This is a genomic window from Corynebacterium sp. ACRPH (genome assembly GCF_022347285.1).
Lineage (GTDB): Bacteria > Actinomycetota > Actinomycetes > Mycobacteriales > Mycobacteriaceae > Corynebacterium.
In genome coordinates this window covers 103,709-118,662 of record NZ_JAKRND010000001.1, presented here as the reverse complement: position 1 = coordinate 118,662, position 14,954 = coordinate 103,709, and the positions used below count along the sequence as shown (strand labels likewise).

At 64.1% G+C, this 14,954-nt stretch carries 12 protein-coding genes; 4 read left to right on the top strand and 8 right to left on the bottom strand.

Features of this window, described 5'->3' with window-relative positions; all coding sequences use genetic code 11:
- The first annotated feature begins 13 nt into the window (after positions 1 to 13).
- Positions 14 to 475 (top strand): Fe-S cluster assembly sulfur transfer protein SufU, encoded by a 462-nt coding sequence (gene sufU, locus MHX66_RS00560; protein WP_239198438.1) that lies wholly within the window; start codon positions 14 to 16, stop codon positions 473 to 475.
- Positions 476 to 485: 10 nt separating this feature from the next.
- The gene (locus tag MHX66_RS00555; protein ID WP_239198435.1) at positions 486 to 893 is read left to right on the top strand and encodes a metal-sulfur cluster assembly factor; all 408 of its coding nucleotides are present in this window, start codon (positions 486 to 488) and stop codon (positions 891 to 893) included.
- Here the strand turns inward: MHX66_RS00555 and MHX66_RS00550 are convergent.
- The gene (locus MHX66_RS00550; RefSeq protein ID WP_239198432.1) at positions 890 to 1,963 is read right to left on the bottom strand and encodes a lycopene cyclase family protein; all 1,074 of its coding nucleotides are present in this window, start codon (positions 1,961 to 1,963) and stop codon (positions 890 to 892) included. The two genes, MHX66_RS00555 and MHX66_RS00550, sit on opposite strands and share 4 nt — an antisense overlap.
- Positions 1,964 to 2,364: 401 nt before the next feature.
- Here MHX66_RS00550 and MHX66_RS00545 point away from each other — a divergent pair, with 401 nt between their 5' ends.
- On the top strand, positions 2,365 to 3,996 hold the full coding sequence (locus MHX66_RS00545; RefSeq protein WP_239198429.1) for an ABC-F family ATP-binding cassette domain-containing protein: 1,632 nt from the start codon (positions 2,365 to 2,367) through the stop codon (positions 3,994 to 3,996).
- A gap of 9 nt (positions 3,997 to 4,005) precedes the next feature.
- On the opposite strand, the gene MHX66_RS00540 is transcribed toward MHX66_RS00545, so the two are convergent.
- The gene (locus MHX66_RS00540) at positions 4,006 to 4,749 is read right to left on the bottom strand and encodes a glutamine amidotransferase (RefSeq protein WP_239198426.1); all 744 of its coding nucleotides are present in this window, start codon (positions 4,747 to 4,749) and stop codon (positions 4,006 to 4,008) included.
- 5 nt (positions 4,750 to 4,754) lie between these two features.
- Entirely contained in the window at positions 4,755 to 8,183 is a 3,429-nt protein-coding gene (locus tag MHX66_RS00535; protein WP_239198423.1) for a DUF6537 domain-containing protein, read from the bottom strand.
- Positions 8,184 to 8,424: 241 nt separating this feature from the next.
- On the opposite strand from MHX66_RS00535, the gene MHX66_RS00530 reads away from it, so the two are divergent.
- A complete protein-coding gene (locus MHX66_RS00530) occupies positions 8,425 to 8,904 on the top strand; it encodes an Lrp/AsnC family transcriptional regulator (RefSeq protein ID WP_239198420.1) in 480 nt (159 codons plus the stop codon).
- On the opposite strand, the gene MHX66_RS00525 is transcribed toward MHX66_RS00530, so the two are convergent.
- The 5 genes from MHX66_RS00525 to MHX66_RS00505 all read right to left on the bottom strand — a co-directional run bounded on the left by MHX66_RS00525 (position 8,881) and on the right by MHX66_RS00505 (position 14,850).
- Positions 8,881 to 9,639, bottom strand: coding sequence for a hypothetical protein (locus MHX66_RS00525; protein WP_239198417.1), 759 nt, complete (start codon positions 9,637 to 9,639; stop codon positions 8,881 to 8,883). The two genes, MHX66_RS00530 and MHX66_RS00525, sit on opposite strands and share 24 nt — an antisense overlap.
- Before the next feature lie 18 nt (positions 9,640 to 9,657).
- On the bottom strand, positions 9,658 to 11,031 hold the full coding sequence (locus tag MHX66_RS00520; RefSeq protein ID WP_239198414.1) for a PFL family protein: 1,374 nt from the start codon (positions 11,029 to 11,031) through the stop codon (positions 9,658 to 9,660).
- 20 nt (positions 11,032 to 11,051) lie between these two features.
- Entirely contained in the window at positions 11,052 to 11,321 is a 270-nt protein-coding gene (locus MHX66_RS00515; RefSeq protein WP_005294749.1) for an ACT domain-containing protein, read from the bottom strand.
- Positions 11,322 to 11,352: 31 nt separating this feature from the next.
- Positions 11,353 to 11,922, bottom strand: a complete 570-nt coding sequence (locus MHX66_RS00510; protein ID WP_239198411.1) for a TetR/AcrR family transcriptional regulator — start codon at positions 11,920 to 11,922, stop codon at positions 11,353 to 11,355.
- 117 nt (positions 11,923 to 12,039) lie between these two features.
- Positions 12,040 to 14,850 (bottom strand): aconitate hydratase, encoded by a 2,811-nt coding sequence (locus tag MHX66_RS00505; protein WP_239198408.1) that lies wholly within the window; start codon positions 14,848 to 14,850, stop codon positions 12,040 to 12,042.
- Positions 14,851 to 14,954 lie beyond the last annotated feature (104 nt).

Sequence of the window (14,954 nt, the reverse complement as noted above, 5' to 3'; positions counted from 1 at the left end):
ATACTAGGGCCCTATGAAACTTGAGCAGATGTACCAGGAAGTAATCCTGGACCACTACAAGCACCCGCAGCACGCGGGCTTGCGCGAGCCCTTCGAGGCCGAGGTGCACCACGTGAACACCTCGTGCGGCGACGAGCTCACGCTGCGCCTGCACCTCAGCGAGGACAACCAGACGGTCGAGGACATCTCCTACGACGCTGTGGGGTGCTCCATTAGCCAGGCCTCCACGTCCGTCATGGCCGAGGAGCTGGTCGGCCGGCCCGTTGCGGAAGCCTTCGCCAAGCTTGCGGAGTTCGAGCGCATGGTCACCTCCCGCGGCAAGGTCGAAGGCGATGACGAGATCATCGGCGACGGCATCGCCTTCGCGGGTGTCTCCAAGTACCCCGCCCGCGTGAAGTGCGCCCTGCTCGGCTGGAAGGCCTTCGAGGCCGCTGCCACCGAGGCCGGCGTGAGCGCTAACACCAACACAGAGTAAGGAACACACCATGACTGAGAACGCAGAACCCACCGCCCCGGAGATGGATCCCTCGCCTTTGGACAAGGCCCCGGAGGGGCCGTCAGAGCGCAGCCCGGAGGACATGGCGCTGGCTGGCAAGGTCGAGGAGCACCTGCTGGACGTTATCGACCCGGAGCTCGGCATCAACGTCATCGACCTGGGCCTGGTCTACGACATCTGGATCGAGGACAAGACCGCAGTACTGAACATGACCCTAACCTCCCCGGCCTGCCCGCTGCAGGACGTGCTGGAGGATCAGGCGCGCGATGCTGTGATCAACAACGTCGACGAGGTCTCCGACCTGCAGATCAACTGGGTGTGGAGCCCGGCCTGGGGCCCGCACATGATCAACGAGGAAGGCCGCGAGCAGCTGCGCTTCCTCGGCTTCACGGTCTAACCCGAGAACAGCCTCTTACACACCGCCCGTCCCACCGACCAGGGCTGGTGGTATAGAGGACGGAGGAACTCGTGGCGCAGCCCGGTTCCCTTCCTGAGCGCCCACATCGTGCGCGCCACGGCCAGCCCGTCGCGCCCGCTTAAATAGGCCAGCTGTGCCCGCGATTCCAGGGCAAAAAAGTGCCCGAAGAAGTCCTGCAGCGTGGCACCGTCCGCCCGCGCGATGAGCTCCCCACCGACCTGGCGCAGCACGTACGCCAGCCACCCGCCAGCGCGTTTGCCGTCTAGGAAATCGTTGGCAGACTCCATGGCATGCCCCAGCGAGTAGCCCGTCGCCGGATTGATAAACCCAGCCGCGGCGCCAAACTTTCTTTCTTTATGACGCCGCCTGGTCCCCATCGGGATCGCGACCCGTTCTTCGCGCAGTACAGTCTGGGTGCCTATGCGGTCTGCCAGTCGCGCCCGCAGTACCTCGAATACTTCTTCCTGTTTCACTGCGACAGCGCTGCAATGCGCCGCCAAGATGGTCTCCTCGAAAAGCCAGCCTTCGTCGGTGCGCTGGATGTAGCAAAAGCTAGGTGGGCAATCTCCGGCCTGGGTAGCCGTCCCGGTCCAATCCATGAATGTGGGGGTGGATTCTGAAAGGGCCTCAGTAAGAGGCAAGAACCAGCCGACCGCCAATTGCCACAGCGCGGTGTCCGTCCGTGGGGCGCCGGTGCAGTCGACGGCAGATGTTCCCTCCGGAAGTGGTTTGGCTTCGATCCGCACACGCGCGGCACGCAAGGCCTCGACTACCGCCGCCTGGTCCAGCATTCGATAGCTAAACCCTAGGGTGCGGCGGTTCAGGGGAGTACCTGCGACGACCTCCAAAGACTCAGGTGCGGCAAATAGGTGGTCGGCCCACGAGGGAATCTGCGTGGAGAACACCCCATAGGTGCCGGGAAAGGGGGTAGAGCTGTGCACATCGAAGGCAGGATCATAAGCGGTGATGTGAAAACCGCGCTGTGCAGCTCGAATGGCCAGGAGTGCACCGGCTGGCCCGAGGCCTTTAAGCACAAGCTGTTGGGTCACTACTTACCTCCGATGTGGGATCCTTACCCCCGAACTTACACAGCCGTGTTTTACTCATCTTTTCTTCAGGAATCTTTTGCGCCTGAATGATTTACCTATAGATATAAGACGCACCTAATAGAATAAATAGCTTTGCAAGCTCAGGTTTAAGTTTAGGGTTTGGGGGACAGGCCACAGATCAGGTGTAACGCTTGACCTGCGGGCATCAAAACCAGTTTCTAACATAAACGTTGTCCTACTCGGTACGAACATACCGAAAGGTGGGGCACGAGAAGAAGACAACCCCGTCGGTGGCACACGCCGGCTGCGACTCGGGAGTATGGGGGACCCGGGCAGCGCGACTCCGGTGTTCATGGGGTGGGAAGGGTCGCCGACGGGGATGGCTGATAGGCTTCTTCCTTGTGATTGTTACTAATGACCTCGAGGTTCGAGTGGGGGCTCGAACCCTGCTGAACGCCCCTGGGCAGCATCTACGTGTGCAGCCCGGCGATCGCATCGGCCTGGTCGGGCGCAATGGTGCGGGTAAGACCACCACCATGCGCATCCTGGCGGGCGAGGGCGAACCCTATGGGGGCACCGTCACGCGCAGTGGCGAAATGGGCTATTTGCCACAGGACTCCAAAGAGGGAGACATCGAGCAGAGCGCGCGCGACCGAGTGCTTTCCGCGCGTGGACTAGACCGCATCCGGCACTCCATGGAACGCCAGCAGGAGATCATGGAGACGAGCGAATCCACTAGCCAGCGCGATGCAGCGATCCTCAAATACAGCCGCCTGGAAGAGAAATACCACGCCCTCGGAGGCTACGAGGCCGACAGCGAGGCCGCGCAGATCTGCGACTCGCTGGGACTACCCGAGCGGGTGCTAGACCAACCGCTAAAGACTCTCTCCGGTGGTCAGCGCCGCCGTGTGGAGCTGGCGCAGATCCTCTTTGCGGCCACCGCAGGATCCGGTCGTTCGCAGACCACCCTCCTTTTGGACGAGCCGACCAACCACCTGGACGCGGATTCCATCACCTGGCTGCGCGGTTTTTTGGCAAAGCACGAGGGTGGGCTGATCATGATCAGCCACGACGTAGAACTGCTGGATGACGTCTGCAACAAAATCTGGTTCCTCGACGCGGTCCGCGGAGAAGCAGACGTCTACAACATGGGCTGGACCAAATACAAGGACGCCCGCGCGACCGACGAGGCACGCCGGCGCCGCGAGAAAGCCAACGCAGAGAAGAAGGCCAGCGCGCTGAAGCAACAGGCCGAGAAGCTGGGAGCGAAGGCCACCAAGGCGAAGGCCGCTAAGCAGATGGCCGCCCGCGCGGAAAAGATGCTGGGCAATCTGGACGAGATTCGCGTCGAGGACCGCGTGGCCAACATCAGCTTCCCGGAGCCAGCACCGTGCGGCAAAACTCCCATGAACGCCAAGGGGCTGACCAAGATGTACGGCTCCCTGGAAGTCTTCGCCGGGGTGGATCTAGCCATCGATAAGGGATCCCGCGTGGTGGTGCTCGGCTTCAACGGCGCGGGAAAGACCACCCTGCTGAAGCTGCTAGCCGGAGTGGAACGCACCGACGGCGAGGGCGGCATTGTCACAGGCCATGGCCTGAAGGTCGGCTACTTTGCACAGGAGCACGACACGATCGACCCGGACAAGTCGGTCTGGGACAACGCCATCGAGGCCTGCCCCGATGCCGGCGAGCAGGACCTCCGCGGTCTACTGGGCGCGTTCATGTTCTCCGGCGAGCAGCTGGAGCAGCCTGCCGGCACTCTATCCGGCGGCGAGAAGACTCGCCTGGCCCTGGCCACCCTCGTCAGCTCCCGGGCGAACGTGTTGCTCCTGGACGAGCCAACCAACAACCTGGATCCGCAGTCCCGCGAGCAGGTGCTGGACGCGCTGCGTACCTACACCGGCGCGGTCGTGCTGGTCACCCACGACCCGGGCGCGGTGAAGGCCCTGGAGCCCGAGCGGGTGATCGTGCTGCCCGACGGGGTGGAGGACCTATGGAGCGACGAGTACATGGAGATCGTCGAGCTGGCCTAGCCCAGCCAGCTAGCTTACCATCCCCAGCGAGCTGCGGGAGTGCTCCACGAAGCGCCGCAGCAGCGAATTCGCCGCCGCCGTATCCTGCCCCTCGAAGCGGGCGTAGGTCTCCGCTATCTCCGCGGGGTCGCAGTAGCCCTCGTCCTCGTAGAAGCTGAGTCGCCGGGTGATACCCGCCGCATCCATCTCCGGGTGGAATTGGCTGGTCCAGACGTTCTCGCGGTAGCGGTAGATCTGCACCGGGCAGGTCTCGCCGGTGGCCAGCAGCGTGGCTTCCTCGGGCACGCGCACCACGGAATCCTTGTGACCCGTCAGCGCGGTGAAGCGGTCGGGGAGCGCACCGGTGATGGGGTCGACGCGCCCGGCGTCAGTAAGAGAAACCTCGCTGGTGCCCGCTGATTCCGAGTACTTACTGTTGACCTCGCCGTCCAGGTAGTGCGCCAGCATGGAGGTGCCGTAGCAGGTGGAGAAGATGCCGAAGCGCTGCCGTTCGGATTCGATCTCGATGAAATCCACCAGCTTTTGCGAGATCGCTTCCTGCCACTCCACGTCGACCGGGCGGGTGATTGTAAACGGCGAGCCGCCGATGAACACGCCCTCCACGCCATCGAAGCTTCCCAGGTCGGCGCTGGGGTTATCCAGCGGTCGCTGTTCGAGCTCGGCGGGTGTGAGGCCGCTGTAGCTGAGGAAGTCGGCGTATTCCGCGGCGAGCACCTCGGCGCCGCTGCGGGGGCATAGCAGTACGAAAGTCACATTCGTTACTGTAACAGACCGCTTGGTCTATCTACTATTTTTTTGACGCCCGCGCGCCCCAATTTCTGCAGCAACTCGTGCGCACTGTCGATCTTTTGCTGCTCGAATCCCCGGACCCCGTCGGCTGCAGCGGCCAGGGAGGCCAGCTCCGCCACCTGCTCGGGTGAGTGCAGGTTCCGCGCCCGGCTCAGGATCTCCTCCCGGTAGGCATTGACAAGCTTGCGCTCCAACTTGCGCACCTCCGCGTAGCCGAAGATGTCCAGGCGCGTGCCACGCAGCCCCTTGGCCTTTGCCAGCGCACTGAGCACTGGGCGCATCCGCGGGCCAAGGCCGATCTTGCGGTTCAGCCCCAGGGAGCGCAGCAGCGGCGGCTGGAACTGCACCGTGACCTTGCCGCCCTTCTGGGCCTCCGCGAATCCGGGGTCCAGCGCCAGGCGGGCGACCTCGTACTCGTCCTTGTAGGCGGATAGCTTATGCAGTCCGGCTGCGAAGCTGCGGGTCAGTTCTGCGGGGCCATCCGGGTTCACGCGCCGCTCGTGGGCGTAGACCGCGCGCACGTCGGTCAGGTAATCCTGGGCGTCCTGCTCGGAACCCCAGCGGCGCATCTCGTCGAAGTACACCGCAACCTCGTCCACCAGGCTCGGCTCCAGCGCCTCCTCGATCTTTTGGCGGGTGCGATCCAGAGGCTGAACCTCCTGGTACTGGGCGTAGTCGGGCTCCACGCCCATCAGCTCGATCAGCGCCTCCGGGCGGCTGACTAACTGACGGCCGCGGCGGAAGGCCTGGATGTTGGCCTCGGCCTTCTTGCCGTTGATCCGCAGCGCCTTCTCCATCGACTCCGGGGTCACCGGCAGGGCACCGGCCTGCACCGCAGCGCCGATCAGCAGCATGATTTGGAAGGTGGATTCGCCGAAGAGCTTGGTGGATACGCGGATCGCGTCGGTGATGATCGCCCGCTTCGCCGCATGCCCCAGCGCACCGGTGATCTGCACGCCGTCGGGGCGGGTGGCCTTAACGTCGGTGCACATCTGCCCTGTGGGAGTCTCGGAATTCGACAGCACGGCAACCGTCCGCGCCGCGTTGAGTACCGAGGTGCTGGCGTCTTCTGCACCCGTCACGCCGTCCAACGCGATCAGCAGGTCCGCGCTGCCGCGCGGCACCGTGCCCGTGTGCTGGCCAATGCTCCTAGAGATGCGCAGGTCAGAGACCACCGAGCCGCCCTTTTGCGCCAGGCCCGTCATGTCCGTGCCCCGCACCGCAAGTCCATCCAGGTGCGCGGCGGTGGCGATCACTGCAGAGGCCGTCATCACTCCCGTGCCGCCCACACCCGAAATGCGTATGTTCCACGGGTGCTTGCTGTCCAGTGTGCTCTCCGGCACCGGGTCGAGCGCGGTGGCGTCAATAGGCGGCACCTCGCGCTTCTCCTCGACCGCAACGACGGTCGTGAAGGCCGGGCAGTCACCGGACAGGCACGAGCGGTCGGTGTTGCAGCTGGTCTGATCCACGCGGGTCTTGCGGCCGAACTGCGTGTCCACCGGCTGCAGGGACAGGCAGCCGGACTTTTCGCCACAGTCGCCGCAGCCTTCGCAGATGCGCTCGTTGATCACGATCTTCTCGGTCGCCTGGGCCCGCTGGTTGCGGTTGCGGGCGCGGCGCTTCTCGGCGGCGCACTCCTGGTCGTGGATGAGCACGGAGACACCCTGTAGGGCCTCCAGCTCCTTCTGCACCTTGGCCAGATCCTCGCGCGGGCGCACCTGCACGCCGGAACCCCGCAGGGCGCGCCGCGTGCGCCGCACATCGTCACTGGTCACAACGATCCTGGCCGGGTTTTCGGCCCGCACCATGTCGACCAACCCCGCCAGGCTCGGCTGCCCCACGGGATCCTGCCCGCCCGTCATCGCCACCGTGCCGTTGTGCAGCAGCTTCAGGGTTGCGTTTACCTTGGACGCCACCATTGCCCGCAGCGCCAGCGATCCCGAATGCAGGAACGTTCCGTCGCCCATGTTCTGCACGAAGTGCTCCTCGGACACGAAGCTGTGCATTCCGATCCAGTGTGCGCCCTCGCCGCCCATCTGCGCGGTGCCCATGATCTTGCCCACGCGCTTGTCGTCCATCAGCATCACCATGGCGTGGCAGCCGATTCCAGCGCCGACCAGCGTGTCCTCGTCCGCGCGGGTGGAGAGGTTGTGCGGGCAGCCGGAGCAGAAGTGGGGCACGCGGTTGGGGACCGCCAGCGGCAGGGAGATCCGGGTGGGGCCGCTTGTCACTCCGGCCACCTCGATGCCCTCGTTGCGCAGCAGCTTGGGCAGCTGCTTCAGCGGATCATTCACATGCTCGATAGCGGGGCGTACCGGGAGGTCGTAGAGGCACGCGCGGACGGATTCCAGCAGGTGAGTACCGAGCTCCTCGGCGACCACGAGCGTATCCAGCCCCTCACAGAAGCGCTCCAGCTCCTGCGGGTCCAGCGGGTAGGTCATCGCCAGCTGCAGAATGCGCACGCGCGCCTCGCCCACGACCTCCGCGACCTCCAGGGATGTGTTGCCCGCGCAGATCACGCCCACGTGGTCGCCGTCCCACGTGCCCCACCAGCGGTTCAGCTGGTGCTCGCGGGCGTATTCCAGGGCGCGCTGGATGCGCTCGCCGACGCGGGTATCCTCCAGGTCGAGCAGTCGCTTGCCCAGCAGGCGGGCCTCCGGCACGTGCTCGCCGCCGCGCTCCAGGCCGCGGGCCGTCGTGGCCGTGCGGATGGCCTCCAGGTCCACGCTGGCGGAGCCGTCGGCCACGGGAGTGGTGATGCGCAGCGCCGTCCACAGGCCGCTGTAGCGCGACATCCACACCGCGTGCGTGCCGAGGCGCAGCACGTCGCCCGCGTCCGCCGGCACGAGGGTCGGCAACCCCAGGTCCGCCAGGATCCGCCCGGAGGCAGACGGGATCGTCGAAGACTTCGCCGTCGGGTCGTCGCCCACGAAGGCCACCGCACCGCCCGTGCCGCTGGTGCCGGTCATATTCGCGTGCCGCAGCGCATCGGCCGCCCTATCCAACCCCGGCGCCTTGCCGTACCAGTAGCCGACCACGCCGTCGATGCCTTCCTTGACCGTCGCCCGATCCGTCATCTGCGATCCCGCTACGGCCGTGACGCCCAACTCCTCGTTGACGGCAGGGAAGTGCTGCACATCAAACTGGCCGAGTAGCGACCTGCGGCGCCCCAGCTCGAGGTCGTACCCGCCCAGCGGGGACCCCTCGTAGCCGGAGACGAAGCTGGAGGTCTGCAGCCCAATCTCGCGGTCCGCCTCCGCCCGATCCAGCACGGTGCGCACGAGCGCCTGGATGCCGGTTAAGTGGATGTGCCCGGTCTTCTCCCGGTAGCGCGACTGGGTGTAGTCGGGGAGATCCTGGACGGGGGAGATTGAGTCGGGGATGAAGGTGGAGGTCATCGCTGTTCACCCTTTCGTGCGAGCTGTCAGTTTGTGGTTTGAATCACATTAAGCGACAGCGAACCGCACTCGATAGCGCCTACGGAAAAATAGTTCACTTAGCAAAGATTTTTTGGGTTCCAACCCTAAAAACTAAGCCAATGGCCTAAAATCCCACCCAAGCGACAACAGATTTGCACACAAAAGTAGATGTTTCTTGCCAACAGGCCGCGAAGGGGCGTCACAAAGAAAGGTCAGAAGAATGAGGGATCTCGACCGGACAGACATCGAACTCTGCATGCTACTCAACGAAAGGCCCAAGGCCGGGGTGCGCGAGTACGCGCGGGTGCTCGGGGTGGCGCGAGCGACGGTGAGCAGCCGCATAGACAAGCTCGTGGAAAGGGGAGTGATCGGCAGCTTCGCCCCGCACTTCGACCCGGGTGCGCTAGGCTTCCCGCTGGGCGCCTTCGTGCACGTCACGCTGGACCAGCGGGCGCTCGACCAGGCGACGGCGGCGATCCTGAAAATCCCGTGGATCACGGAGGCGCATTCTATCGCCGGGCCTTACGACCTATCGTGCCGGGTGGTGGCGCGCGACCACGAGCACCTGGAGCAGATCACCCTCAAACTGCAGGAGGTCGAAGGCGTGCAGCGCACGCGGACGGAAATCATCCTGCGTTCCCGCATCCCCGCCCGCCACGGCCAGCTGCTGCGGGCGTTAGCGGATCTGCGAAACCTCTAGCGCCGCCTTGACCTGCTTGGCCGACAGGTCAGTAGAAATAGTGGCCGTTTCCGGCTGGCCCGCGATGTACCGGCAGATGGTCCAGCCGTTGGTGAACTCGGGCTCCAGCACGTCCATGGGGCCGTCGGCCATGTGCAGGTTATAGGGGCGCCCCTCCCAGTTGGCCGGGGCGTTGAACTCGCTGGTGCGGAACGTGAACGGCTCGGTGCCGTCGGTGGGGTAGGCCTGCACCATGGCCTTGTAGTAGTAGCGGCGCTCTGTGTTCATGCGCTCCCCGTTGTCGTTGTGGGTAGACACCCGCGTTATCCACACGCCGCCCACGCGGGCGGGCGCAAAGCGCAACCAGCCATTTCCCCAGGCCTTGCCCAGGATCCGCAGCTGACCGCGACGCTTGGAGGCGCTATAGAGGGCAACGCCCGCCATCAGCAGGCCAATGGCCCCGATCACCAGACCAATGACCAGAGTCTGGGTGCCTCCGCGGGCGGCCAGGAAGCCACCCAGGCCAAACAGCACCACGCCGATTGTCAGCACCACCGTCTGCACCACGCTAAAGCCCGCAGTGTTGCCGGCAACGGGCATGCGGCCGTTGTTCGACAGCGCTGCGTTCAGCGCGACCGACCCGGCGGGGAGGGTGCACCGCTGATCGAATGTGCCCGACTGGTCGCCCCGCACGAGCCCGTCGAGCGGATCGTCGATGACAACCGAGGAGCGACCGTACTTGAAGACCTGCACCATGCGAGCGAGTAATCCTTCCTAGTTGCGGTAGCCGTGCAGCGGGGCGGGGATGAAGCCACCGCGGTTGATGAACTCGGCACTGCTTGCACGGTTCACGCCGATCACCGGTGCGTAGCCCAGCAGGCCACCGAAGTCCACGTCGTCGCCAACCTTTGTACCGACGGCGGGGATCACGCGCACGGCGGTGGTCTTATGGTTCATCACGCCGATGGCGGCCTCGTCGGCGATCATTCCAGCAATCGACTCCGCGGGGGTGTCGCCCGGGATGGCGATCATGTCCAGACCGACGGAACAGATGGCCGTCATGGCCTCCAGTTTGTCGATGCTGATGGCTCCGCTGCGCACAGCGTCAATCATGCCCTTGTCCTCAGAGACCGGGATAAACGAACCCGAGAGGCCGCCGACGCGCGAGCAGGCCATCATGCCGCCCTTCTTCACCGCATCGTTCAGCAGCGCCAGGGCAGCGGTGGTGCCGTGGGTGCCCACCTGACCGAGCCCCATGTGCTCCAGAATGTGCGCCACGGAATCGCCGAGCTCCGCGGTGGGCGCCAGGGACAGGTCCACGATGCCGAAGGGCACGCCCAACCTTTGGGCGGCCATCACGCCGACCAGCTGGCCGGTGCGGGTGATCTTAAACGCCGCGCGCTTGATCTCCTCGGAGACCTCGTTGAGCGTTGCACCTTCCATTCCGGCAACCGCGCGGTCGACCACGCCGGGGCCGGATACGCCCACGTTGATCACACAGTCCTGCTCTTCCACCCCGTGGTAGGCGCCAGCCATAAACGGGTTGTCGGAGACGGAGTTGGCAAACACGACCAGCTTCGCGCAGGCCAGCGTGCCGCCCGGCCCATAAGTGGAGGCATCCTTGATGACGTGCCCCATCTCGCGGACCGCATTCATGTTGATGCCGGCCTTCGAGGTGCCGACGTTCACGGACGCGCAGACGACATTAGTTTCGTTCAGCGCCTCGGGCAGCGAGCGGATCAGGTCCAGCTCGCCGCGCGTGGCCCCCTTGTCCACCAGGGCCGAGTAGCCGCCGATGAAGTTCACACCCACCTCGGTGGCCGCGCGATCCAGCGCTTCGGCAATCCGCACCGGGTTGCCCTCTACCGCGGAGGCGAGGACGCCAACCGGGGTCACGGAGATGCGCTTGTTCACGATGGGGATGCCCAGCTCCCGCTCGATCTCCTGAGCCACCGGCACGAGGTTCCGCGCGTAGTCCACCACGCGCTCGAACACCGCCTCGGCGGTGGCCTCCATCGTTTCGCGGATGCAGGGCATGAGGTTGATGCCCATCGTTACCGTTCGGATGTCGAGACGGTACTTCTCGATCATCTCGATGGTTTCTAGGATGTTGTTGCTTTGGTTTGTGACGCCACGACGTGGATTCATTCTTTAACCCTCCAGAACCCTTACACGTCGTGCATGGCGGAGAAAATGGCCTCCGACTGCACTCGGATGACGAGCTTCTCCTGTTTTTCGACCTCCGCCATGCGGTCCTGCACGTCGGCGATCCCGTGCTGGGAGTCGTCGATACGAACGTGCAGGATCATGGTGAAGTAGTCGTCCATGATGGTCTGGGAGACGTTGAGGATGTTGACGTCTAGCTCGGCCAGGGCGGTGGACACGGCAGCGATGATTCCGGTGTGGTCCAGCCCGGTGACGGTCATGATTGCGATCATGCACTACATGCTACTCACCGGGTTGGACAGCCTACTGTCCGGGGGAACGCAGCGCGCTTTCTACGAAGTCCAGCGCGTCGGACAGCCCCTCGGTACCCTGCCGCTGGGCAAGCCGCCCAAGCACACCCTCGAGCACCAACTCCAGGGTTTGGGCGATCGTCTCTACCTCCACGTCCCTGCGGATTCGCCCGCTGGCGCGCTGCTCCCGCAGGCGGGTGCGCACGGTTTCGCGCAGCGCCAGCTGATCCAACTCCCACTTGGCCGCGAAGCAGGGGTCGATGTTCACCCGGCGGGTGATCTCCACACGCATACCCCACCAATCTGTCAAGTCATTTGACTTGACGAGCGCACGAATGGCGCCGATAAGACCCTCGTCGGCCGCTAGTTCGGCCATCTTGCGCATGTCCTCGTGGGCAACCTCGAGAAACAGCTGATCCTTGTTGCCGTAATGGTGGAAAATCGCCCCGCGGGACTTGCCGATGGTTTCTTCCAACCGGGCGACGGTCGCGCCGTCGTAGCCGTAGGTAGCGAAGCAGTGGCGCGCGCCGGACAGGATCTCGACCTTCCGCTCTGCCAGGTCCGTGTCGCTTACTTTGGGCATCTGCTTAAACCTCGTTGAGTTGTCTAAGAGCACAAAGGCGGTGACCCGCGCTTCTCTCCCCTTAGGGGAAGAGGGCGCCGGTCACCGCCTCATGCCAGGCCTATAAGGAGTTATTCCTTACTTGCCGGACATCATGTTGCGCAGAACGAACTGCAGGATGCCGCCGTTGCGGTAGTAGTCTGCCTCACCGGGGGTATCGATGCGGGTCACGGCGTCGAACTCAATCTTCTCGCCGTTCTCCTTGGTGGCAGTTACCTTGACGGTCTTCGGGGTGGAGCCGTTGTTGAGCTCCTCGATGCCCTCGATGTCGAAGGTCTCGGTGCCCTCGATGCCCAGGGACTTCCAGGACTCACCCTCCGGGAACTGCAGCGGGACAACGCCCATGCCGATCAGGTTGGAGCGGTGGATACGCTCGAAGGACTCGGCGATGACGGCCTTCACGCCCAGCAGCAGGGTGCCCTTAGCAGCCCAGTCGCGGGAGGAGCCGGTGCCGTACTCCTTACCACCCAGAACGACCAGCGGAGTGTTCTCCTTCTGGTAGTTCATAGCGGCGTCGTAGATGAAGGACTGCGGGCCGCCCTCCTGGGTGAAGTCGCGGGTGTAGCCGCCGGAAACACCGTCGAGCAGCTGGTTCTGCAGGCGGATGTTAGCGAAGGTACCGCGAACCATGACCTCGTGGTTACCACGACGTGCGCCCAGGGAGTTGTAGTCCTTGCGCTCCACACCGTTTGCATCCAGGTACTGAGCAGCCGGGGTGCCCGGCTTAATGGTGGAAGCAGGGGAGATGTGGTCGGTGGTCACGGAGTCGCCCAGCAGAGCCAGGACGCGAGCGCCCTTGACGTCGTTGACGTCCTCCGGCTCCTTGCTCATGCCGTCGAAGTACGGAGCCTTGCGGATGTAGGTGGACTTGGGATCCCAGTCGAAGGTCTTGCCGGACGGAACCTCCAGGGAGCGCCAGCGCTCGTCGCCCTCGAAGACGTTTGCGTAGTCCTCGGCGTACAGGTCCTTGGTGATGGAGGAAGCGATAACTTCCTCGATGTCCTCGGTGGACGGCCAGATGTCCTTCAGGAAGACATCGTTGCCATCCTGGTCCTGGCCCAGCGGCTGGGTCTCGAAGTCGAAGTCCATCGTGCCGGCGATCGCGTAGGCGATAACCAGGATCGGGGACGCCAGGTAGTTCATCTTGACGTCCGGGTTGATGCGACCCTCGAAGTTACGGTTACCGGACAGGACAGCGGTGGCGGCCAGGTCGCCCTCGTTGATGCCCGCGGAGATCTCCTCCGGCAGCGGGCCGGAGTTACCGATACAGGTGGTGCAGCCGTAGCCGACCAGGTAGAAGCCCATGGCCTCCAGGTCCTTCCACAGGCCCGCCTTCTCGTAGTAGCCGTTAACAACCTGGGAGCCCGGTGCCATGGAGGTCTTAACCCACGGTGCGGACTTCAGACCCTTGGCAGCAGCGTTGCGTGCCAGCAGGCCAGCGCCGACCATGACGGACGGGTTGGAGGTGTTGGTGCAGGAGGTGATGGAAGCGATGGCAACCATACCGTGGTCCAGCTCGATGTCCTCGCCGTTGTAGTTGACGGTGACCGGGTTGGACGGACGGCCCTCTGCGCCTGCAGCTGCGGAAGGAATGTTGCCCTTGGCGTCCGCAGCGGATGCCGGGGTGCCGGCAGCCTGGGCAGAAGTGTTCTCGGTTGCCGGACCCTCTGCGTCGAAGTCCGGGGTAGCGGCAGAAGCATCGGCGTCGATGTAGTTGTGCAGATCCTTGCGGAACTGTGCCTTGGAGTCGTTCAGCTCGATGCGGTCCTGCGGACGCTTCGGGCCAGCGATGGAAGGAACGACGGTGGACAGGTCCAGCTCGAGGTACTCGGAGTACTCGACTTCCTTCTCCGGGTCCAGCCACATGCCCTGTGCCTTGGCGTAAGCCTCGACGCGGTCCAGGGTCTCCTGGTCGCGGCCGGTCAGCTCCAGGTACTTCACGGTCTCTTCGTCGATCGGGAACATAGCCGCGGTGGAGCCGAACTCCGGGGACATGTTGCCGATGGTTGCGCGGTTAGCCAGCGGCAGCTCGCCAACGCCCTTGCCGTAGAACTCGACGAACTTGCCGACCACGCCGTGCTGGCGCAGCATGTCGGTGATGGTCAGAACGACGTCGGTGGCGGTAACGCCAGCCGGGATCTCGCCGGTCAGCTTGAAGCCAACGACGCGCGGGATCAGCATGGAGATCGGCTGGCCGAGCATTGCAGCCTCAGCCTCGATGCCGCCGACACCCCAGCCCAGGATGCCCAGGCCGTTTTCCATGGTGGTGTGGGAGTCAGTACCAACACAGGTGTCCGGGTATGCCAGGCCGTTGTTGTCAAAGACAGAGCGGGCCAGGTACTCGATGTTCACCTGGTGGACGATGCCGGTTCCCGGAGGAACAACGCGGAAGTTCTCGAAGGCGCCCGTGCCCCAACGCAGGAACTTGTAGCGCTCGTCGTTGCGCTGGTACTCGATCTCGACGTTCTTCTCCAGAGCGTCGGCGTTACCGAATGCCTCGATGATCACGGAGTGGTCGATGACCATCTCAGCCGGGTTCAGCGGGTTAACGTCGTCTGCGTTGCCGCCCAGGGCAACAACGGCGTCACGAATGGTAGCCAGGTCAACGATGCAGGCCACGCCGGTGAAGTCCTGCATGATAACGCGGGCCGGGGTGAACTGGATCTCGAAGTTGGGCTCTGCGGAAGGATCCCAGTTGGCGATGGCCTCAATGTGCTCGCGAGTGATGTTCTTGCCATCCTCGTTGCGCAGCAGGTTCTCGCCGAGAACCTTCAGGGAGTAGGGAAGCTTCTCCATTCCCGGCACAGCGTCCAGCGCGAAGTAGTCATAGGACTTCTCGCCGACCTGCAGAGTGCTCTTGGAATCGAAGGAGTTGATGCTTTCAGCCACAGTGAGCTCCTTTAATCTCTTCTCTTAGTCGAAATGTCGTCGTCGTTGTGGTCGCCGCCACGCACGGGACAGCCGCCCGCGGCGGAGGCTCTGCTTACCATTGT

Coding starts and splice junctions, on each gene's coding strand:
- sufU (WP_239198438.1), top strand. CDS start 14: ATGAAACTTGAGCAGATGTACCAGGAAGTAATCCTGGACCACTACAAG.
- MHX66_RS00555 (WP_239198435.1), top strand. CDS start 486: ATGACTGAGAACGCAGAACCCACCGCCCCGGAGATGGATCCCTCGCCT.
- MHX66_RS00510 (WP_239198411.1), bottom strand. CDS start 11,922: ATGCCCAAAGTAAGCGACACGGACCTGGCAGAGCGGAAGGTCGAGATC.
- MHX66_RS00530 (WP_239198420.1), top strand. CDS start 8,425: ATGAGGGATCTCGACCGGACAGACATCGAACTCTGCATGCTACTCAAC.
- MHX66_RS00515 (WP_005294749.1), bottom strand. CDS start 11,321: ATGATCGCAATCATGACCGTCACCGGGCTGGACCACACCGGAATCATC.
- MHX66_RS00520 (WP_239198414.1), bottom strand. CDS start 11,031: ATGAATCCACGTCGTGGCGTCACAAACCAAAGCAACAACATCCTAGAA.
- MHX66_RS00525 (WP_239198417.1), bottom strand. CDS start 9,639: ATGGTGCAGGTCTTCAAGTACGGTCGCTCCTCGGTTGTCATCGACGAT.
- MHX66_RS00535 (WP_239198423.1), bottom strand. CDS start 8,183: ATGACCTCCACCTTCATCCCCGACTCAATCTCCCCCGTCCAGGATCTC.